This is a genomic window from Planctomycetota bacterium, assembly GCA_039182125.1.
In the GTDB taxonomy this organism is placed as follows: domain Bacteria; phylum Planctomycetota; class Phycisphaerae; order Tepidisphaerales; family Tepidisphaeraceae; genus JBCDCH01.
Genome location: JBCDCH010000066.1, coordinates 1 through 21,321 on the forward strand (window position 1 = coordinate 1; position 21,321 = coordinate 21,321).

Sequence of the window (21,321 nt, forward strand, 5' to 3'; positions counted from 1 at the left end):
GCCAAAAGCGTAATGAACTGTCGCCGTCGCCAGGTCCCCTGGTGGCGGAATGAAAGCGATGCTTGCAACTCCGATCGGAGTTTCTTGAATCAAGCGTCACCGTGTCACGTGTGAATTGACGAACGGTCAGTGATTTCGTTCCATACAAAATTGAGAATTGATCGAATTTTTGGTCACATTGGCGACACGCGAATTGTCAAGGCTGAGTCTGCTCGCGGCAGACGAGGTTGGCTCTAGTTCTCCAACCAGACCCATAAGGCATGCGATGTCCGGTTGTTGATGCGAGACTGTCGCGGCCACCGATCCGGCTGAGTGATTCGGCATGACCCTTGTCTTGCCCCTCGCCCGTTTTCCGTCACACTGCCGGTGACATGGAACATGCCGATGGAGCGGTGAAGACGTTTGTGCTGGATACCAACGTGCTGCTGCACAACCCAGAAGCCCTGTTCGTCTTCGAGGACAACACAGTGGTGATCCCGTTCGTGGTGCTGGAAGAGCTCGACACGTTCAAGGGCAACAACGACGATCTGGGGCGTAACGCCCGGCAAGCGATCCGGCATCTGGACGAGATGCGCAAGAGCGGGCCGTTGGCCGAGGGGGTGCGGGTCGAACGGACCGGCGGGGTGGTCCAGGTGATGCTCAACCATGTCGAGCCGCAGCACCCGGCGCTTCGGCTGGATAGCCCCGACAACCGCATCATTAACGTCGCGGCCAACCTCAAGGTCGAGGGCCGCACCGTCGTGCTGGTGTCGAAGGACATCAACTGCCGCGTCAAAGCCACGGCGCTCGGGCTGGTCGCCCAGGACTTCCAGAACCAAAAGGTCGACTTTGACCACCTATACACCGGCTACCGCGACCTGACCGTTGCCCGGCAGTTCATCGATCAGCTTTTCAAGAACGATGACGGTGTCGCGCTGCCCGACGGTTCGACCGAGACGCCGCTCAATGCGAATGAGTTCGTCCTGCTCCACAACGCCGAAGATGAGCAGCACACCGCGCTGGCTCGCTTCGATGGCGAAACTCAGGTGCTGCGGCCCGTTCGGAACAAACGGAGCAACATCTTCGGTATCGCCCCGCGGAACCTGCAGCAGACGATGGCGTTCGACCTGCTCATGGACGACCGGGTGAAGTTGGTGACACTCCTCGGCAACGCGGGTACGGGCAAGACGCTGCTCGCGCTCGCTGCCGGTATGGACAAGACGCTCAACGCTGGCGTCTACGAAAAGCTCCTCGTCGCTCGGCCGATCATGCCCATGGGCAAGGACATCGGCTACCTGCCCGGCGACAAGGACGAGAAGCTCGCCGCGTGGATGCAGCCGATCTTCGACAACCTCACGTTGCTGTTGGGCAACCGCCTAAGTGAAAACGACAAGGGCGAGCCGAAGGCGACCGCGACGAACGTGGAAAAGAAGATCGCCGGCCTGATGGCCGAGGGGACGGTCGTGCTCGAACCCCTGACCTACATCCGCGGCCGATCCATCCCCCAGCAGTATCTGATCGTCGACGAAGCCCAGAACCTCACGCCCCACGAGGTCAAAACCATCGCCACCCGTGTCGGCGAGGGAACCAAGCTCATTCTCACCGGCGATGCCAGCCAGATCGACAATCCGTACCTCGACAGCTCCAGCAACGGCCTGAGCTACGTCGTCGAACGTCTCAAGAACAACGCCTTGGTCGGCCACGTGACCCTGGCCAAGGCCGAGCGCAGCGAACTGGCAAGCCTCGTGGCCGAGACGTTGTGATTACCGGCGGGCTCTCACCCGAAAATTTTACGACCTTTGGAGGTGTCCGATAATCCAAAGATTTTCTGGCCCCGGGGCAACTCCGATGACGCATGGCCTGCGGGGGCTGACATCTCGACAGCCCATCGAACGCGACTGTTTGAGTCGTAAAACCGCGAACCATGGGAGAAAAGATGTCTCTGAAAAACCGCCATGCGCAAGCATTGCGTCGTCGCTGGATCAGCCTTGCGGCTCTGTCCGCCCTTGCCACGATTACCGTTTCCGCTTATGGGCAAGTCATCACCTGGGACGGCTCCGAAGGGGATCAGGATTACAACAACGCCGACAACTGGGATCTGGGCGATGTTCCCAACACCGCGACCGAGTCGGCCGTGATCGGCGCGCCGGCCCCGACGGACTTCTCCGGTACCATTACGCTCGGTGGGCTGGACGTACTCGGGGCCGGCATTTTCAACATCAACGGCGGCTCCAACTTCAACCTCACCGACGTCTCGAGCATGAGCAACGCCGGCGTGATTAACGTCGCAACCAACACGGACTTCCGGCTCGGTCTCACCAGCACCAACAACGGCGAGATCAACCTGGACGGCTCCGGGGCCACCGCGAGTCTCGAACTGAGCACCAGCACCACGCTCAACGGCACCGGCTTCGTCTTCCTGAACGGCCCCAACGCCCAGATCGACGATGCCTCCACTGTGGTGAATGTGTTGACCAACGGCGTGGGGCACACGATCCGCGGTTCGGGCAACATCAGCGCCAACACGATCGACGTCGTCAACGATGGGATCATTCTTGCCGATCTCACCGGGCAGACGATGACGCTTGATCCGGCTTCCGGAGCGGGTGGCTTTACGAACAACGGCACGCTCCAGGCGATCAACGGCGGGACGTTGCTGTTCAATGCCGGTGGCTACATCAACACGACGAGCATCGAGGCGCTGGCCGACTCGACCGTCGAGATCGCATCGGGTGTCACGATCATTGGTGGCACGCTCGCCACCCCCGATGCGACCGGCTCGATTGAGGTGCTCGGCGGTGTCAACTCGTTTTTCACCGACGTCACCAACACCGGCCGTACCAATGTCGCGGGCAACACCGACTTCGGTGTGACCGGGACGTTTACCAACACAGGGGCCCTAAACCTCGACGGCACCGGCGTGGCGACGGATTTCGAGTTGCAGTCCGACGTGTTGCTTACCGGCGACGGGACGGTCACGCTCGTCGGGCCCAACGCCGGGATCAACGATGCCTCCACGACCCAGTTCGTCCTGATTCAAGCGGCCGGCCACACCATTCAGGGCGAGGGTGATCTCGGCGATAACACCATCAACGTCGTCAACAACAGCCTCATCGACGCGAACGCTGCCGCGGGCACACTCACGCTCGATCCGGCCGCTACGTTCGTCAACACCGACACGCTCCGTGCGTCCGACGGCGGCATCCTTGAGTTCGCGGCCGGCAGCTACGACAACACCGGCGGCACCATCGAGGCTCTCGAGGGCTCAATCGTCCAGTTGCTCAGCGGGGCCGACATCACGGCCGGCTTGATCGATACGCCCGACGCGACGGGTGCCGTCGCTGTCGTCGGAGGTGCGAATGTGTTCCTCGCCGACCTGACCACGTCGGCCCGGATCGAGGTCGCGGGCAACACCGACTTTGGCATCACTGGCACCATCATCAACAACGGTTCGATCAGCCTCGACGGGACCGGTGTGTCCACCGATGTGGAGCTCCAGACAAACGCCACGTTGGCGGGCAACGGGACACTCGTCATGGACGGCCCGAATGCCGGGATCAATGACGCCACCACGACGCAGCTGATCCTGACCAACGGCGTCGACCACTCGATCGTCGGTGAAGGAGACATTGGCGATAACACAATCAACGTGGTCAACAACGGAACCATTCTTGCCAACGTTGTCGGCGGAACGCTCTCGCTGGATCCTGCCGCTGGCGTCGATGGATTTGTGAACAACGGCACGCTTGATGCAATCGACGGCGGTAATCTGGCGCTTGCCGCCGGCGGTCACACCAACAGCACCACCATCAACGCGTTCGCCGATTCGAGTGTCACCTTGCTGAGCGGCGTCGATCTCACGGGCGGGACGTTGGACACGCCCGATGCGACCGGCGAGGTCAATGTCGCGGGTGGTGCCAATGTGGTCCTCACGGATGTCACCAATGACGGCCGGATCAATGTTGGCACCAATACCGACTTCGGTGTCACAAACTCACTCACCAACAACGGTGTCATCACGCTCGACGGATCGGGGGCGTCGACCGACTTCGAGTTGCAGAGCGATGTCACGCTTGGCGGAACCGGTTCGCTCCTGCTCGATGGGCCTAACGCCGGTGTCAATGACGCGACCACCACACAGCTTCTGCTGACCCAGAGCAGCGGGCATACCATCGAAGGTGAAGGCGACATCGGTGACAACGCGATCAACCTGATCAATGCGGGCACTGTTGAAGCCAACGTTGGCGGCGCGTCGCTCACGATCGACCCCGCCGAGACGACCACCAACACAGGGACGTTCCGAGCTTCCAGCGGCGGCACCCTGCAACTTGCCATTGGTGAGCACGACAACACCGACGGTACCTACGAGGCGCTGGCGGGTTCGACGCTCGAGACAACGAGTGCGACCGCTGTCGTAACCAACCTTGGCGCGGGTAACGTGCTTGTTGGGGGTACCTACCGAGCGATCGACGGTACGCTCAACATTTCGCCCATCGGATTCGATCTCGCGATCAACAACGCCACGATCGAACTGTATGGCCTGACCGCAACGACCGACCTCTTCGATGACGCGGGCTCGGCACCTGGCGCCCTGGTGTCCGGTAACTTCGATACGAACAACGGTACTTTCCGTCTCGCCGGCGGGGCCGAGTTCACATCACACCTTGCCTCCGGGGCTTCGTTCGTCAACGAAGGAACGGTGCTTATCGGCGCGGGTTCTACTTTCACGGTCGACGATAATGTCAGCGGCGTCCTCGCCTTCGTCAACGGCTCGCCCGACACGCTCATGGGTGAGGGCACGCTCGTGGCCAATCTCGTCAACGAGCTTGGCGGAGTCGTCTCGCCGGGTGACACCGAGGACGCGATCGGCGTGTTCACCGTCGACGGGACCGCGCTTCTCTCCGATTCGGGCACGCTCGTGATCGACATCGCCGGCACCGGCGATAACGACCTGCTGGTCGTGACTGATCTTGTGACCGTCTCGGGCACGATCGAGGTCGACCTGCTTGGCGGCTTCGTGCCGGAGCAGGACGAGACGTTCCTGATCATCGCCGGTGCCGCCGATCTGGTCGATCCGCAGATGCCGTTGGTCGTCGACAACAGTCCGTTGGTCGACTTCGTGACGTTCGCCGACCTGCCCAACGGAGACGTGTACCTTCAGGCGGTGCTGATTCCGGAGCCGGCGGGCCTTGGCGTCCTGGCAGCCGCCGGTCTGTTACTGCGTCGCCGGCGTGCTGCATAAGTCGTCGACGGAGCAGTTCTGTCAGACACCGCCGGCCTGCGGCTTACATCCGCGGGCCGGCGGTGTCATGTGGCTTTTGCCGAAGGCGACTCTCGGTCCGAATGGCTGGCGCTGGTGCGTGAGGACACGGGCCTGGCAACACGTACCGTGTTTCCGTCCGCTCTCCACAACAAAATGGCAATGGCTCCACCCATCGGTAGCGGCGGCAGCTATGAATTATGGCAGAGAATGCAAGATCATCCGAGTGGGCGCGGTTGATTGTCCGTAAGCTCAAGCAATGCAGACGGTTCGACAAGTCGCGGATGCCTCGGAAGCTGTCGCCCATCACGAGCCCCTCGCGAAGGAAGCCGCCAATCGGGCCGACGTGGTCGTGGTGATCCCGGCGTGGAACGAGGAAGGCAGCATCGGGCGAGTGATCGACGCACTCCCGCGTCGTTGGCACCGGGCGGTCGTCGTCGCCGACAACAACTCGACCGACTACACCGCGGAGGTTGCACGCAAGTTCGGTGCGACCGTGGTGCCTGCCCCTCGACAGGGCTACGGCTCCGCTTGCCTTGCCGGCCTCGCCGAGGTCCGCAAGAACCCACCGGCGGTCGTCGCGTTCATCGACGCCGACTTCTCCGATCACCCCGAGCAGTTGGAAGAGATCGTGGACCCGATCCTTTCGGATAAGGCCGACTTCGTTCTCGGCAGTCGCATGCTGCTTGATCAGCCCAAGGGCGCGTTGCTCCCGCAGGCGATCTTCGGCAACTGGCTCGCTTGTACCCTCATGCGAGTGCTGTTCCGGCAGAAGTACACTGATCTCGGCCCGTTCCGCGCCATCGCCTGGGACAAGCTCGAAGCGTTGAATATGGTCGACACCAACTTTGGCTGGACCGTCGAGATGCAGATCAAGGCCGCCCGGCAGAAGCTGCGCATCCGCGAAGTGCCGGTGAAGTACCGCCCGCGCATCGGCCAGTCCAAAATCACCGGCACCCTGCGTGGCACCTTCAAGGCCGGCTACAAAATCCTCTACGTCATCGCCAAGTACGGGCTCAAACGCAGCTGACGCGACGCTTCTATCATCGGCGGATGTCCGACCCGACCCCAACCCCCGACGCGGCCGCCCCCGAAGCGCCCAAGCAAGACCCGCACATTCAGTACGACGACTTCACGAAGGTCGATCTCCGCGTGGCGACCATCAAGGAAGCCGGCGACCACCCCAACGCGGACAAACTGTTACTGCTCAAGCTCGACGACGGCACGCCCGAAGGTCGGCAGATCTGCGCCGGCATCAAGGGCCACTACGGGCCGGACGCGCTGGTGGGCCGACAGATCATCGTCGTAGCCAACCTCGCCCCGCGCAAGATGCGCGGCGAGATCAGCCAGGGCATGCTTCTCGCCGCGAGCAACGACGACCACACGCAAGTCGTGCTGCTGAGCCCGATGAGCGACATCGCACCCGGAAGCCGCGTCGGCTGACCCCTGTGGCCGATCCCTGGCTTGATCGCATGCTGCGCGAACTGCACATCTCGAACCTTGCGGTCATCGCCGACGCGAAGGTCGAGCTGGCCGCCGGGCTCAACTGTTTCACCGGCGAGACCGGCGCGGGTAAGTCGCTGGTCATCGGAGCGATCGGCGTGCTGCTCGGGCTGCGGTCGGCGTCGACGCTTCTGCGGCGCGGGGCAAGGGAGGGGCGTGTCTCGGGCGTCTTCGAGATCGGCGACGACACGCTGCGTCAAGCGCTTTCGGCCGCGACCGATGTGCCGTTCGACGAGGATGCCGATTTGCTCCTCACGCGTCGGATCTTCGCCAGCGGCCGAACGTCCGCGTCGGTCAACGGCCACCCCGTCACGCTCGGCATGCTCCGCGCCGCCGGCGAGTTGCTCGCCGACGTGCATGGACAACACGATCACGTTTTCCTGCTCAAGGCCGCGAACCAACTCGACGTGCTCGACCAGTACGCCCGGCTGGAAAAGCCGCGCACCGAGCATGCGGCGACCTGGTCGGAGTTGCAGGCGACCCGGGCCAAGATCGCGGACCTCCGACGCGGCGAGAAAGACCGCACGCAGCGGATCGACTTTCTCAAGTTCCAACTCGATGAGATCGAGGCCGCCGCCCCTGATGCGGACGAGTTTGAAGCGCTCGAAAAGAAAGCCTCGAAGCTCGGTAACCTGGAGACGCTCAAGACCGACAGCACTGCCGCCCACGACGCGCTGTACGAGAACGACGATGCGTTGGTCGAGCGGTTGCGTTCGATCGGGCGGTCACTCGATCACTTGAGCGACCTCGATGCGGAGGTGAAGCCGATCGCCGAGGCGGTCAAGAGTGCGACGTTGCAACTAGACGAAGCTGCCCGGGATCTCGGCCGCTACACGCAGAAGCTCGACCTCGACCCGGCCGAGTTGGAAGAAACGCAGACCCGGCTCAACACGCTCAACCGCCTGCTCAAAAAGTACGGCCCGTCCATGGCCGATGTGCTGGCGTTTCGTGACGGGTTGCGGGCGGAGCTGGCCGACCTCGACGGTGCCGGCGACAATGCCGACGCGCTCGAAGCCAAGCTCAAACCGCTCGCCGAGAAACGGGAGAAGCTCGCCGCGGTCCTGACGAAGAAACGCGGTGCTGCCGCTCGCAAACTCACGCCGTTGATCGAGTCGCAGCTCGCCGAGCTCGGCATGCCCAAGGCGAAGTTCCGGGTCGATGTCGCTCCCGGCGAGCCGAGCGCGGCCGGCGATGATGCCGTCGAGTTTGTCGCCCAGACCAACCCCGGCCTCGAGCCGCAGCCGCTCCGAAAGATCGCGTCCGGTGGCGAGCTTTCACGCATCATGCTCGCACTCAAACAGGTGCTCGCGCAAGGTGACCGCATCAGCGTGTTGGTGTTTGACGAGATCGACGCCAACGTCGGCGGCCGACTCGGCAGCGTCATCGGCTCCAAGCTCCGCCACCTCGCCGAGGCCCACCAAGTGCTGTGCATCACGCACCTGCCCCAGATCGCCGCCCACGCCGACCGGCACTTGACCGTGCGCAAGGACCAAGCTGGTGACGCGACGGTCAGCACGGTCGAGGTGATGACCGGCGAGTCGCGTGTGGAAGAACTCGCCGCCATGATCGGCGGCGCGAAGATCACGGAGACGACCCGCGCCCAGGCAAGGGAGTTGCTGGACGTGGCCCGGCGGTAAGGTCGGTGTTGTTGGCTATTGGCCCGAAACGCAACGCGGGTGCCGAGTCGTCGGCACCCGCGTCGTGCTTGGGATTGAGAGAGAGTTTGTCTACCGACGCCGACGCAGAAGCATCGTGCCGGCGATTCCCAGCAGAGCCGCGGAAGCCGGCTCGGGGATAGGTGTGCCGGTGATGAGCACCGAGTCGAGGAAGATCGTGCCGTCAGAGCCCGGCCCGGCGATGGCCGAAGCCGAGAACGTGACGTCCGAAAGATCCAGACCCGACGCCAGCAGTGCGTCGAGCCCCGCATCGGTCGCGCCACCGGGCGGGCTGGCAAAGAACTCGAAGAACGGCGGCGCGGGATCGGCACCGCTCAGGCCGGCCGCACTGGTGAACTCGAAGAGGGTGAAGTCGGTGCCTTCGGTCGTTGCTTCGATCAGGAAGGACGAGCCGTCGGTGAACGTGCCGGTCGTGGCCCAGCTGAAAAAGAAATCGACGTCCGTCAGGCCGATCAGGTCCAACGACTCGATCGATCGTTCGCCGGCTTCGGTGAGGTCGAGGACAATTCCGTCGGCCAGCACCGAGCCGCCCGTGCTGAAGCCCGTATCGGCCAGCGGGATGAGGATCGGATCGATCGTGGAAATGCCGAAGTCTTCTTCGGCGAGAATGACGTCGCCGTCCGGGATATCGAGGGTGCCCAAGGGCACCTGTCCGTACGAAAAGGCGACCAGCCCGAGCGTCGTGGCGAGGGCGGTTGTGGTGGTGTATCGCATCGTTTCTGTCTCCGAACTACTTGTTGCGCCTGCCCGATATCGCTGAAAGTAGCGCGGCTTCGGGCAGTGCGGCTCACGCGAAATGGCGTCGAGCAATGGCAAAGTAGCGATCACCCCACCAAGCCGCCCAGAGTCATCGCGGCGATGATTTCGTATATCTTTTGGCGGCGACCGGAACCGGGCGTCAGGCGCTCGGTTTGATCATCTCGGCGTACAGCGCCTTGCACCGCTCGGCGGCGTCCTGCCAGCGCATGCTGCGGACTTCGAGCGCGCCCTCACGGCGGAGGGTGCCGGCGAGACTGGGGTGTTTCAGCACGGCGGCGATCTTGTTCGCCATCTCGTCGGTGTCCCAGAAGTCGACCTTCAAGGCGTGCTTGAGCACCTCGCTGACGCCGCTGGTCTTGGAGATGATGACCGGGACGTCGTGGCTCATCGCTTCGAGCGGGGCGATGCCGAACGGCTCGCTCACGCTGGGCATGACGTACAGATCGGCGAGCTTGAAGACGGCCTCGACGTCGCTGCCCCGGAGGAAGCCGGTGAAGAGGATCTTGTTGCTCAGGCCCGCTTCGACGGTCCGCTGCACGATCGGCGGGAGTTGGTCGCCGTTGCCCGCCATGACGAAACGCACATCCGGCATGATTTCGAGAACTTTTTGGGCCGCCTCGATGAAGTACTCGGGGCCTTTCTGCATCGTGATCCGTCCGAGGAAAAGCACGAGCTTTTCGTCGCGGCCGATGCGGAAGCTTTGCGGCTCGGTCGGGGGGGTGTTCTCGGGCTGAACTTCAATCCCGTTGTGGATGACGTCGATCCGGCCGGCGTCGACGCCGAAGCGGTGTTCGATGACGCCGCGGGTGTAGTGGCTGACGGCGATGACGCGCTGGGCGGCGTGGATGCCGCGGCGTTCGATGTCGGCGATGCGGTCGTCGGCGTTGTCGCCGGAACGGTCGTACTCGGTCGAGTGGACGTGAACCACCAGCGGAACGTTGAGCTTGGCGGCGACCTCGAGCCCGGCGGGGAAGGTCATCCAGTCGTGGGCGTGGACGACATCGAACTTCAGGCCGGACTTGGTCTTCTCGCCGGCGAGCTTCACCGCGAGCTCGGCGTACTTGCGGACCTCGTCGAACATGTCACCGGCATATCGGCCCGACTCGCCGGGGGATGCGTCGTGTGGCGTGGCGTCGGTCTTGCGTTGGATGACTTGGCGGATGTACGGCAGCGAGTCACGCTCTGGGAAACGCCCGTCACCGGTCACCGGCTGGCCGGCCCCGCGGATGGTGGAGCTTTTGATCGTCGCACTCGACGCGGTGACATGATCCGAGGGAGATGCGTATGGGCCGAACCCGCCGGCCTCGATGGTTTCGATCGTCACGCTCTCGGGCGCGTCGAAAATCTCGGTGCGATCCTCGCCGATGGTTTCGACGGTCGGCCCCGATCCGTCGGGCATCTTCGCAGCGGCGACGGCCGCCGGGACGTTGGCCGGGCGTGGCAGAACGAACGTCACGTCCACACGTTGCTCGGCGAGCGCCTTGGTCAGCCCGTGGCAAGCCGTTCCAAGACCGCCGGAAATTAGCGGTGGGAATTCCCAGCCCAACATGAACACGCGCGGCCGCTTTTCGACGACGGGCTTTCGGCGTCGGGGGAGGGACGTCGGGGTATCGACATCGTCCGAAACACCGGTTTCCGGCGTTTCTGCGGCGGAATCAGGGTTCGGCGTGGGCCGGGGACTCTCGGGCATCGGGTAAGGATCGTAACGGTGAGGAAGCGCTGGTCGGAACGCAAGCTAGAGGGCAATCATCGCAAAAGTCAAACAAGAAGATTGCATTAGCGATTTAGGTCTGCGAAGACCCTATTTCTCGACCCAGACCGGCGGCGGTTCGATCCCGTCCATGGGGCGTGGGCCCGCGTCCTTGCGATCGGTCGTGCTCACGCGGCTTTCGGCCTTGACGGTCATGTCGTGCGTGCAACCGAGTTGGCAGCTGAGCCGGACGCCGTCGAGCCCGCGGGCCGTGAGCGTCTCGTGCTCCTGCTGCGTCATCTTTTCAGGTTCGCCGGCGAGGAATGTCACGGCACAGGTCGTGCATTTGCCATGACCGCCGCAGGCGTGGAGCTGATCGATGCCGGCTTCGTCCTCCAATGCAAGTACCAGGCGCTTGCTGGGAGGGACTTCAAACTCACCAACACCATCAACCGTAAGTTTGGGCATGGCCAGATCATGGGGCACGGTCGGGTTTGGTACAATAGCCAATCATGGGTATCTGCCAGCGCTGCCTTTTGCTCATCACACTGGTTCCAGCCCTTGCTGTTGTGCAGGTGGACGAGGACGTCAAGATTGTCCTCAATGAGCCGACGGTCGAAATCATCGAGTTCGATCCGGCCAACCCGCCGGTCGACCTCGAACTCGCACCCGACGAGGACGCGTTGTGCCGCTTCGATTTCAACGTCGATCTGCGCTACAAGTTTCGTTATCGCGGTAAGCCGACCCGCGAAGGGGTGACGGTGCGGCTGAACCGGATCACGTTCACCTACACGCTCGACCTGCGTCACCGAATCTATCTGCCCGAGAACGCCAACGAAAAGCTGATCGAGCACGAGCACGGCCATCGCCGGATCGGTGAGACGGTGTTCGCGCAAGCCGATCGGATCGTGCGTGAGGTCGCTGACGAGGTCATGGGCAAACGCTGGGAAGGCACCGGCAAGACCGAGAAGGAGGCCGCCCAGGCCGCGACCGATCCGATGTTCCAGGAAGCCCTCCGTGGCGTCGTCGATCGCCTCACCGACGAAGCCCAGCGGCTCAACGACGAGTATGACGACCTCACCGAGCACGGCACCAACGGCATCCCGACCGACAGTGCGGTGAAGAAAGTGCTGCTGGCCGCGGGATACGACGTGACCGAGTAAGAGACCACGGCTGGGCAGACCTAATTGCTCTTGCCCGCCGCCGTCTTTCGTCGCCTTAGCTCGGCGTCGATGAACGGGTCGAGTTCGCCGCGGTCGAGGACGCTTTCGACGTTTCCTGTTTCGACGCCGGTGCGGACGTCTTTCACGCGGCGGTCGTCGAGGACGTAGTTGCGAATCTGGTTGCCCCAGGCGATCGCGCCCTTTTCGCCGTAAAGCTTCTTGAGCTCCTCATCGCGCTCGGCCTGTTGGAGTAGTTCGAGCCGGCCCTTGATCAGCGATAGGGCGAGCTTGCGATTCTGCTGTTGCGACTTATGCACCGACGCGACGACCTGGATGCCGGTCGGCTTGTGCGTCATGCGGACGGCGGTGGCGACCTTGTTGACGTTCTGGCCGCCGGGGCCGCTGGAGCGTGCGAAGGCCTCGGCTTCGAGGTCGGCGTCGGGGATTTCGATGTCGCTGTCGTCGTCCTCGAACTCGGGGATCACGTCGACCGACGCGAACGAGGTCTGGCGTTTGCCCTGGGCGTTGAACGGCGACGGGCGGACCAGCCGATGCACGCCGGCCTCGGCCTTGAGATAGCCGAAGGCGTACTCGCCCTGCACCAGCAGGTTGATGTCCTTGATCCCGGCCTGCTCGCCGTCGGTGCGGTCGACTTCCTCGACCTTCCAGCCGCGGTTGTTGAAGAAGTACAGGTACATCCGCAGCAGCATCTCGGCGAAGTCCATCGCCTCGACGCCGCCGGCCCCGGCGTGAATCTGCACGAATGCGTTGTGCGGATCGTTTTTGTCCGAGAGTAGCGCCTGCAACTCGACCTTGTCGCCCTTGGCTTCGAGGTCGGTTAGCATGCGGTCGGCTTCCTCGCGCGCTTCCTGGTCGTCCGCCTCGTCGGCCAGCTCCATCATCGCACGCACATCTTCCACACCCGCAAGCATTTCCTGGATCGGTTCGATGCCGGCCTTGGTGCGCTTCATTTGCGCGACGACTTTCTGGGCCGCGTCGGGGTCGTCCCAGAAGTCCGGTGCGTTCATCTTGGCTTCGAGCTCGCCCAGCTCGGCTTCGCGTTTGGGCAAGTTAAAGAGAGTCGCGGAGTTTTACCATCCGCGCCGCCAGGTCCTCGAGGGACTGATTGAGGTTCTCGTGCTGCATGTACGGCGGAAGGTTAGGCAGACGGTTGCCCGATGGCCGTGCGACCGCCTTCATCGTTCGATCCGGTGTTTCAGCCACGTTTGGTGTGCTTCACGGACTGATACGGGTGTAGGGCGGCATACGACGCCCAGTTCCTGGGTGCAGCGTGTGGTGTCGAGCCGCATTGGGAGTCCCGGAAACGGCCAACGGTTTTCGTCGTACGCCTCCGCAAACTCGTCGGTCTGCATGATCTGGGCGGGCTTAGCTGCCATTTCGCCAACTAATTCGACACAGAGATGATAGAAGTTCGCGATGCTCGTCGGCTCTGCGCATGCAATATTGATTGGACCGGCTGCCCTCATCCTGCCGGCGACAATGGCGGCTCGCGCAAGATCTTGCGGGTGGACCGTCTGAATCAGGGCCGACCCGTCATACGGTATCGGCAGCGGCTCGCCACCGGCAATGCGGTCGAACAGAAGCGTGCATCGGCGGATCGGATTGTCCGGTCCGATGAAGTAAGCTGGCCTCAGGATCGTGGCGTCGGGCTTTCGAGTTCTGACGCACTCGTCCGCAAGTGCTTTCTCCCGACCGTAATCGCCCCAACCTTCGTGAGGTGTCAGCGGAGCATGTTCCGCGTGTGGTTCACCGTTGGGCGGGTAGGCCGATGCAGAAGAAATGTGAACATAGTGGATACCGTTGGCTGAAGTCAGATCACACGCCCGCTCGGCCTGCGTGGGTGTATAGGCGGCAAAGTCAATCAGGCAGTCAGGCCGGAAGTCCCGCAGCACGCTCCCGAGTTCCGCATTCCGATCCGCCCGGAAGGCGCGAACGTCGTCAGGGCCGGTGCCCGAGCGGTTGAGCACCGCGACCTCGACGCCTGGCATGTCCGAGAGCAGTCCCGCCGCCATCCGGCCCGCGAACCGGTTGCCGCCAATCACGAGAACCCGTCGCGCCTTGCCGCTCATCGCTCAAGCCTTCTTTCGCAGTGAGATGCGGGCGTAGTAGGGCTGCTCGACCATCTCGTGGTCGTTGGCGATCTGGCGGACAATGAATCGCTTCTTGCGATCGTCGGTCGCGTCGCGGATGTCCTCGGTTGAGAAGAAGGTGGAGGGGACGAACTCGGGAAAGCGATCCAGTTCGTCGGACAGGGCGTCGCGGTCGGGGAACGGTCGGGACTCGATGAACTGGGCGTAGCCGCTGATCTGCTCCCGGGCGTGATCCGGGTCGACGTGAGACAGGGGTGAGTCCGGCTGCGCGCGATGCTCATCGAGTTTGTCGAGCATGCGTTGCTCGAAGCTGCGGCGCAGGTCGCTGGTGATGTCGGTGCCGACCGCGTCTTTGATGCGGGCGGTCGTGATGATCGCACCGCCGGGCGTGAGCAGGTCACTCCAGACGGCGAAGATGTGCTCGGGTGAGAAGCTCTTGCCCATGAAGTCGGTGGTCCGGGTGAGGAACGCGTCCGAGCAGATCAGGTGGTACGAGCCGGGGTCGACGTGGGCCTTCTTGAGCCCGGCCGAGTCGAGGATGTCCACCTGTTTATCCATGAGCTTGAGGTCGACCCGCAGGGTCTCGAGCGGCTCCTTACTGAGCTTCTCGCGCAGGGTACGGCAGGCTTCGATCGGTGTCTTGCAGCGGTCCAGCAGGTGGAACTCGATCGCGCTCTGCTTGATCTTGTCCACGCCGATCGACTGGACCAGGTGGTAGAGCATGCCGAAGTCGGCCATCCCAGAGATCAGCACCTTGATCGATCCACCGCCGGTCTCAAGGAACTGGTCGCTCCACTGGCGGATGTGGTCGAAGTAGAAGTCGGAGTGCCAGGTGGGGGTGGAGACGCCACGGAGCAAACGCAGCAGCGGCCAGCTCCCGTGGTAGTGCCGGCAGCCGTGAGTCTCAGCACAGTGTTCCTCGGCGTGTGCCTCGATCGTGCTGCGGTACTCGGCCAGGAAAAAGTCTTCGACCGGGATCGCCGGTGCCGGCTTAGGATTGAGTTTCTCGACGATCTCCACGTACGACTTCACCTCGGTCCCGTCCCGCACCGAGAGCAACCGCTCGCCGTCCTTCTTCAGAGGCGAGTAGAGGCAGCGCACGATGCGCGGCTTGTCCTTGGTCTGGCCGGTCTGGGTGTACTGCACCTCGGCCAGCAACGTGTCGTCCCAGATCGCGAAATCCTTCAGGTGCCCGTGCTTCCGAAACCACGCCTCGTCGGGCACGGCGTACGTCGCCTTGATCCCGTGGAGCACGTCCTTGCGCACCAGCTCGCGAAACCGCTCATCGTCGGCGTCGGTCTGCTTGTCGAGGATGTACACCCGCCGGATATCCACGCCCCGCTGGGCCGCGTCCTTCGCCGTCCGCAGGTAGTCGTCGTCGGTGTCGGGGTTCAGGTCGTTGTACCAAGAGTCAAGCCCGCCGAACCAGAGCGTGGCGAACCCGGTCTCGTGGACGTGCTTGAGAATCTCCGTGCCCACCATCAGCACCTCCTGGTTGCCCTCGACCGACAACGGGCCGGTCTCGGTCCACTGCTGCGCCTGCTTCAGGAACCGTTGAGCGATGAAGCACTGGGCTTTCGTGTAGAGGCCGCTCTCGTAATCCAGCTTGGCCAGCGTCTTCACGGCCGCGACCAGATCGCTCAGAAGAACCTTCCGATCCGGCGAACGCTCCCGGATCTTCTTAAATCGTTCCTCAAGATCGTTCGAGAGTTGCAGCGTCCTCCACCCGGTCTGGAGGATGAGCTTGTTGTCGAGCTGGGTGTAAATGTTGTCTGGCGCGTCAGCGGGCTTCTCGTCGGTGATCAGAAGCAACGTCTTGCCCAAGCACGACGCGTAGCCGATCTCATGGTAGACCGCCGGCGACGTGTGGATGTCCACGGCGATCACGAAGTCACACCTCGACACCCGCTCCTCGAAGTTGTCCGGGATCTTGCCGTTGTCGTTCTTGAGCTCCTGCACATCGACGTTCTGAAATTTCGCCGCGTTGAGTACCGCCTCGTAGATTTCGTCGGACGTACTGTCGTTCCACTTGCGGAGCAGGAGGGCGGTCAAGGTATGCGAGGGCATCATGAGGTCCGTGAGGTCAACGGTGGGGCCTCAGACGTGGGCGAGCGTCGCCCCTGACGCATCGCCGCAGTACGCAGTATAATGAGCAGGCTGTCCGACGCGAGGGCGAATCCCATGCCCGCCAGCAATCGCTCAAATCGGAGCGGGCCTCGCCGGGTGACGCGTTCACGGCAAAACCGGAATGCTCACGCCCTTCGGCGTGGCTGGTGCAGACGGTCCTGGTACCGGTTCGACGTCTTCGAGCGTCGCGACCATCGCGATCTCGTCGCACGCGTCCTTCTTCGGACACCGCACGCAGTCGCTCCAGACCTTCAGCGGGAGCGATGACATTTCGACGACAACGAAGCCGTACTTTTCGAAGAAGGCTTGCTCGTAAGTGAGCGACATGACGCGTCGGATGTTGAGGCGTCGGGCTTCGTCGAGCGTCCAGCGGGTGAGTTGGCCGCCGAGGCCTTTGCCGACGTGGGCGGCGTCGACGGCGAGGGAGCGGATCTCCGCGAGGTCGCGCCAGATCACTGCAAGTGCCGCGGTGCCAACGACCTCGTCATCGACCTCGGCGACGGCGTAGTTGCGGATGTTCTCATAGAGCTGCGCGTAGGACTTGAAGAGCATCCGCCCGAGTTCGGCGTGCTGGTTGATGGCGCTGTGCATCGCCGGGACGTCGGCGACGGTGGCGGGGCGCACAAGTGCGGGGCGGATGGGAACTGCGTCGGGCAAGGTCGGCAGTTTATGCCGAGAATGTGAACTCAATCTCGACGGCGGCGTTGAGCGGGAGGCTTGCGACGCCGACAGCCGCGCGGACGTGCTGGCCCGACTCCCCGAACAGCGCGTGCAGAAACTCGCTGGCGGCGTTGGCCACCTTCGGCTGGTCGGTGAACCCCGTCGTCGACGCGACGAAGCAGCCGACGCGTGTGACGCCCGTGATGCTGTCCATCCCGATCCCCGCCGCCTCGACGCCGACCAGTGCGTTGATCACGCACTGTCGTGCCGCCGCCTGGGCTTCTTCGAGCGTGACGCCGTCGCCGACGATCCCCTCGGCCAAGAGCTTGCCGTCCTTCATCGGCAACTGCCCGCTGACGAAGATCGCATCACCGACCCGCTTGGCCGGCACATATGCCCCGAACGTTTGCGCGCCGCTCGGAACGGCGATGCCCATGTCGGCCAGCTTTTGTTTGATGCTCATGCCCACAGGGTACCGGAGATCAATCGTCGTCGGCACTCTCCATCAGTCCCTCGCCGGCTTCCAGTCGAAGGGCGGCCGGGTCACGCGGGTCGGCACCGTCTTCGACGTCGACTTTGATCTTCTTCTCGCGGATCAGTTCGAGCAGGGCGAGGAAGACGCCGATCATTTCGCTTCGGCTGGTGCGGCCCTCGAGCAGGGTCTTGAATCGCATCGGCCCGTCGCGGCGCAGGCGGTCTTCGATGTCGGCGGCGTGGAGGTCGATCGGGGTTTCGTCGTACTGGACTTCGTGGAACCGGCTGGGTCGCTTGCCGACCTCGCCCATCAAGCGGCCGAAGGCTTCCAGCAGGTCGAACACCTGTACGTCTTCCATGTCCAACGGCGGTGGTGCGTCGTCGTCCGGCTCACTCCGCCGCAGCGGCCCCGGCTGGCGCGGCAGCTGCGCCTCACGCAGCGCCTGCTTCTCCGCCAGCAACGCGGCGGCGTCCTTGAGCTTCTTGTACTCGAGCAGCTGCTGCACGAGTTCGTACCGGGGGTCGGTGATGTCCTGCGTCGCGTCGACCTCGGCCCCTTCCTCGGCCTCGGGCCGGGGCAAGAGCATCGCGCTCTTCACTTCCATCAGCGTCGCGGCCATCACGAGAAACTCGCCGACGTCGTCGATATCCAGGTGCTGAAGCAGCCGTACGTGGTGGCAGAACTGATCGCATACGCTGGCGATGGGGATGTCACGCACGTCGATCTCGTCGCGACGGATCAGGTGCAGCAGCAGATCCATCGGCCCGTGGAAGATCTCGGTGTCGACGCGGTAGTCCATGGACCGGCGAGTTTACGGCAAACGCAGCCGATTGTTATCGGAACCGCATCGCGGCCCGCGCCTACGCTTTCCCCTTGCATTCGCCATTGGGATCAATCGAAGACACGCTCGGGGTTTCGCCAAGCGGCGAACTGCCGACGGACGTCTCGTTGACCGAGCACGCGGCACGGCTGCTGCGCGAGGCGCTCGCCGATCAGGTCGACGATGTCGATGCGTGGACGATCGCGGTGCCGCAGGACGTTTGGCTGGGCGACTTTGATCTGGCTTTGGAAGAGTTGTTGCCGGATATCGAGCAACCCTGGCAGGCAGTACGGTCGTTGTCGGGCGGCGTGAGTCCGTCGGTGGCGCACACGTTCGAGCGGAACAGGCCGACGACGTTGCTGCCGTCGGGGTTGGTTTTGCTCGAAGATTACGACCTGGCGGTGGCGCGCTGGTGCTGGTACGCGCCCGAATACGGAAACGGCGAAACGCTGTACCTGCTCGCGGTGCGGGATGTCGCGGGCTACAACCGGTTTCGCGACACGATCACGGAGCTACGTCGCCGACGGAATCTCGACAAGTGGCAGGTCGTCGACGGGGCTCGCACGGGTGAGACCTTTCCCCGGCTCGACCCCCGACTCGCCGCCGACCGACTCGTTGCCGACGAGGAGCTGCTCAAGCGCGTCCGGCGTGAGAGCAAGGCACTGTTTTCCGAAAGCGGCACCGAGCTGCATAAAAAGCTTGGCCTGCCGCCCAAGCGTGGTCTGCTTCTGCACGGCCCGCCGGGCAACGGCAAGACCTCGTTGATCCGCCTACTCGCCGGCGAGTTGCCCGACGTGGCGGCGTTAATCCTCAAACCCGCCAGCGATTTCGACTCCGACGACATGGAGCGGGTCTTTCGCCATTGGCGTGAGCAGGGCCCGGCGATGCTTGTCATCGAGGACCTCGACTGGCTGCTCAAGCGGCTCGACGTGTCGCGCTTCCTGAACATGCTCGATGGCGTCGAGCAGGACACGGGCGAGAGGGACGGCGAGCCGGCCAAGCCGTTGTTGCTGGTGGCAACGACGAACCATCCCGACGAACTCGACCCGGCGGTCAGCAATCGTCCTGGCCGGTTCGATGCCGTCATCGAAATCCCCAACCCGACGGTCGATTTGCGCAAGCGTTTCTTCAACAAGCACCTGCCGGGTCTGTCCGACGACCAACTCGCGCACGACAGCGACGAGCTGAGCTTCGCGCACCTGCACGAGATCGTTCGACTTAGCGGCCTGCTCGCGCTCGAAGCCGGGCGTGAGCAGCGGACCGCGGAGGATGTCGCCGAGGCGTTGAAGCTGACCAAGGGCACGAGCGCCGATGCGGCCCGAGGGTTCGCCGGCAAGCCCGATCAGCCGTTCGGCCTGCACTCCAAACGCCATCGCCCCCGGCGCGGGTTGGGCGGGTTCGAAGAGGAAGACATTCCGTTCTGATGCGCCCGATAAGGCGTGTTGTCGGTCACGTCCAATATCCCGAATCGCCTTTGTTAACGGACCTGTTCGCGTTATCTGACGTGAAGTTGGGGTTGCTAATCGGGCTATGCGTCCGTCCACGGGTGTCGGTGCGTGCGGTGGGTCCGAGAAGCAACGTCCGGGTAAATTTTCGCGTCATTTTCGCCGCCAAAGCCACGGGTTGATCCGCCCGACACATACCTCGGATGCGCTGTCAGACGGTGCGTCCGTGCGGGATGTGTTGGGCGAGGTTGTCCGACCCCGCGAGCGGCTCGTCAGAGCCGCCGGCCACGGATTGGCCGAGAAACCTAAGGATTCTCGCCGGCGTGAGAGCGTCGGCCCATGGAAGGAACATTCGCAATGACGCGGATCAACACTAACGTTTCGTCGCTGCTCGCGCAGCGCACCCTCAACTCGAACCAGAACAGCCTCAATGCGTCGCTGACGCGCCTGAGCACTGGTTTGAAGATCAACACCGGTGCGGACAACCCCGCCGGCCTGATCGCTTCGGAAAACCTCCGCTCCGAGAAGAGCGGTATCCTTCAGGCCATCGACAACGGTGAGCGCGCTTCGAACATCATCGGCACCGCCGAGGGTGGTCTGAGCGAAGTCTCGGCGCTGCTCAACGAGCTTCAGGGCCTCGTCAGCCAGTCGGCCAACACCGGCGGCCTGAGCAAGGAAGAAATCGACGCGAACCAGCTCCAGATCGACTCGATCCTCGAGACGGTCAACCGCTTGGCCAGCGCCACCAGCTTCCAGGGCCAGAAGCTCCTGGACGGCAGCTACGACTACGCGACCTCGGGCGCCGATGCCTCGGCCGTCCAGAACGTGCGCGTCAACGCCGCTCGTATTCCCGACGGTGGCAGCAACAACGTTGTCGTCGAAGTGACCAACTCCGCGACCCAGGGCGTGACCTCCAACGCCTTCACCAGCTCGGCCCTGTCCAACACCGCGACCATCGAGGTCAAGGGCACCGACGGCGTTGAGCAGCTGAGCTTCGGCTCGGGCACGGCCCTTTCGGCCGTCGTCGCCGCCGTCAACGCGGTCACGGTCTCCACCGGCGTCACCGCCTCGGTCGGCTCGGTCCCGAACAAGATCGTGCTCCGCTCCGAAGAGTTCGGTAGTGACGAGTCGGTCAGCGTGAAGACCATCTCCGGTACCTTCTTCGATGCCACCGACACCGGCAGCGACGCCGCGGTCCAGGTCAACGGTGCGACCGCCACGACCGACGGCCTCGACGTCACCTTCCGCAACAGCAACCTCGACGTGAGCTTCCGTCTCACCGAGGACCTCAACGCCGGCAACAACAAGACCTTCTCGGTCACCGGCGGTGGTGCGGACTTCGCGCTGGGCAGCAAGGTCACCGAGACCGACAAGGCCGGCATCGGTCTGCAGTCCGTCTCGAGCGGCTCGCTCGGCAATGACACGGACGGCTTCCTCTCGAGCCTCGCCTCGGGTGGTGCCAACCAGGTCACCAGCGATAACCTCGTGCAGGCTCAGCGGATCATCGATGAGTCGATCAAGCAGGTCAGCCAGCTCCGTGGCCGTCTGGGCGCGTTCCAGCGGTTCACGATCGGCAGCACGATCAACTCGCTGGGCGTTGCCTACGAGAACGCGTCGGCCGCCGAGTCCGCGATCCGCGACACGGACTTCGCC

General features: G+C 63.5%; 17 protein-coding genes. 8 read left to right on the top strand and 9 right to left on the bottom strand.

The genetic code is table 11. The features are described from left to right. Positions 1-371 precede the first annotated feature (371 nt). The 5 genes from AAGD32_14795 (at position 372) to recN (ending at position 8,379) form a co-directional block, all read left to right on the top strand. Positions 372-1,742, top strand: coding sequence for a PhoH family protein (locus AAGD32_14795; protein ID MEM8875512.1), 1,371 nt, complete (start codon positions 372-374; stop codon positions 1,740-1,742). A 173-nt stretch (positions 1,743-1,915) separates the two neighbouring features. Further along, positions 1,916-5,221, top strand: a complete 3,306-nt coding sequence (locus AAGD32_14800) for a hypothetical protein (protein MEM8875513.1) — start codon at positions 1,916-1,918, stop codon at positions 5,219-5,221. Positions 5,222-5,498: 277 nt separating this feature from the next. Then, positions 5,499-6,269, top strand: coding sequence for a glycosyltransferase family 2 protein (locus AAGD32_14805; GenBank protein ID MEM8875514.1), 771 nt, complete (start codon positions 5,499-5,501; stop codon positions 6,267-6,269). 23 nt (positions 6,270-6,292) lie between these two features. Continuing rightward, the gene (gene metG, locus AAGD32_14810; protein ID MEM8875515.1) at positions 6,293-6,682 is read left to right on the top strand and encodes a methionine--tRNA ligase subunit beta; all 390 of its coding nucleotides are present in this window, start codon (positions 6,293-6,295) and stop codon (positions 6,680-6,682) included. Between the two features lie 29 nt (positions 6,683-6,711). Beyond that, entirely contained in the window at positions 6,712-8,379 is a 1,668-nt protein-coding gene (gene recN, locus AAGD32_14815) for a DNA repair protein RecN (GenBank protein ID MEM8875516.1), read from the top strand. Positions 8,380-8,469: 90 nt separating this feature from the next. On the opposite strand, the gene AAGD32_14820 is transcribed toward recN, so the two are convergent. From AAGD32_14820 to AAGD32_14830, 3 genes are all read right to left on the bottom strand, one after another. After that, positions 8,470-9,132: a PEP-CTERM sorting domain-containing protein gene (locus AAGD32_14820; protein MEM8875517.1), complete on the bottom strand. Its 663-nt coding sequence runs from the start codon at positions 9,130-9,132 to the stop codon at positions 8,470-8,472. Positions 9,133-9,316: 184 nt separating this feature from the next. After that, the gene (locus AAGD32_14825) at positions 9,317-10,867 is read right to left on the bottom strand and encodes a glycosyltransferase (protein MEM8875518.1); all 1,551 of its coding nucleotides are present in this window, start codon (positions 10,865-10,867) and stop codon (positions 9,317-9,319) included. A gap of 111 nt (positions 10,868-10,978) precedes the next feature. Further along, positions 10,979-11,335 (bottom strand): 2Fe-2S iron-sulfur cluster-binding protein, encoded by a 357-nt coding sequence (locus tag AAGD32_14830; protein ID MEM8875519.1) that lies wholly within the window; start codon positions 11,333-11,335, stop codon positions 10,979-10,981. A 44-nt stretch (positions 11,336-11,379) separates the two neighbouring features. Between AAGD32_14830 and AAGD32_14835 the strand changes: the two genes are divergently transcribed. After that, positions 11,380-12,030: a hypothetical protein gene (locus AAGD32_14835; GenBank protein MEM8875520.1), complete on the top strand. Its 651-nt coding sequence runs from the start codon at positions 11,380-11,382 to the stop codon at positions 12,028-12,030. Between the two features lie 20 nt (positions 12,031-12,050). Here the strand turns inward: AAGD32_14835 and prfB are convergent. The 6 genes from prfB to AAGD32_14865 form a co-directional block, all read right to left on the bottom strand. Next, positions 12,051-13,176, bottom strand: a protein-coding gene (gene prfB / locus AAGD32_14840; GenBank protein MEM8875521.1) for a peptide chain release factor 2 whose coding sequence is annotated in 2 segments (ribosomal slippage) — positions 12,051-13,103 and positions 13,105-13,176 — 1,125 coding nt in all. Because the reading frame shifts where the segments join, the coding sequence is not laid out codon by codon here. A 50-nt stretch (positions 13,177-13,226) separates the two neighbouring features. Beyond that, a complete protein-coding gene (locus AAGD32_14845) occupies positions 13,227-14,120 on the bottom strand; it encodes an NAD-dependent epimerase/dehydratase family protein (protein MEM8875522.1) in 894 nt (297 codons plus the stop codon). A 3-nt stretch (positions 14,121-14,123) separates the two neighbouring features. Continuing rightward, positions 14,124-16,208: a hypothetical protein gene (locus AAGD32_14850; GenBank protein MEM8875523.1), complete on the bottom strand. Its 2,085-nt coding sequence runs from the start codon at positions 16,206-16,208 to the stop codon at positions 14,124-14,126. A 165-nt stretch (positions 16,209-16,373) separates the two neighbouring features. After that, a complete protein-coding gene (locus AAGD32_14855) occupies positions 16,374-16,925 on the bottom strand; it encodes an N-acetyltransferase (GenBank protein MEM8875524.1) in 552 nt (183 codons plus the stop codon). A 10-nt stretch (positions 16,926-16,935) separates the two neighbouring features. Beyond that, on the bottom strand, positions 16,936-17,391 hold the full coding sequence (locus AAGD32_14860) for a RidA family protein (protein ID MEM8875525.1): 456 nt from the start codon (positions 17,389-17,391) through the stop codon (positions 16,936-16,938). A 19-nt stretch (positions 17,392-17,410) separates the two neighbouring features. Next, positions 17,411-18,202, bottom strand: coding sequence for a segregation/condensation protein A (locus AAGD32_14865; protein MEM8875526.1), 792 nt, complete (start codon positions 18,200-18,202; stop codon positions 17,411-17,413). Positions 18,203-18,276: 74 nt separating this feature from the next. On the opposite strand from AAGD32_14865, the gene AAGD32_14870 reads away from it, so the two are divergent. Continuing rightward, positions 18,277-19,647, top strand: a complete 1,371-nt coding sequence (locus tag AAGD32_14870) for an ATP-binding protein (protein MEM8875527.1) — start codon at positions 18,277-18,279, stop codon at positions 19,645-19,647. Positions 19,648-20,025: 378 nt separating this feature from the next. Beyond that, a partial coding sequence (locus AAGD32_14875) for a flagellin hook IN motif-containing protein (protein ID MEM8875528.1) occupies positions 20,026-21,321 on the top strand: 1,296 nt, incomplete at its 3' end.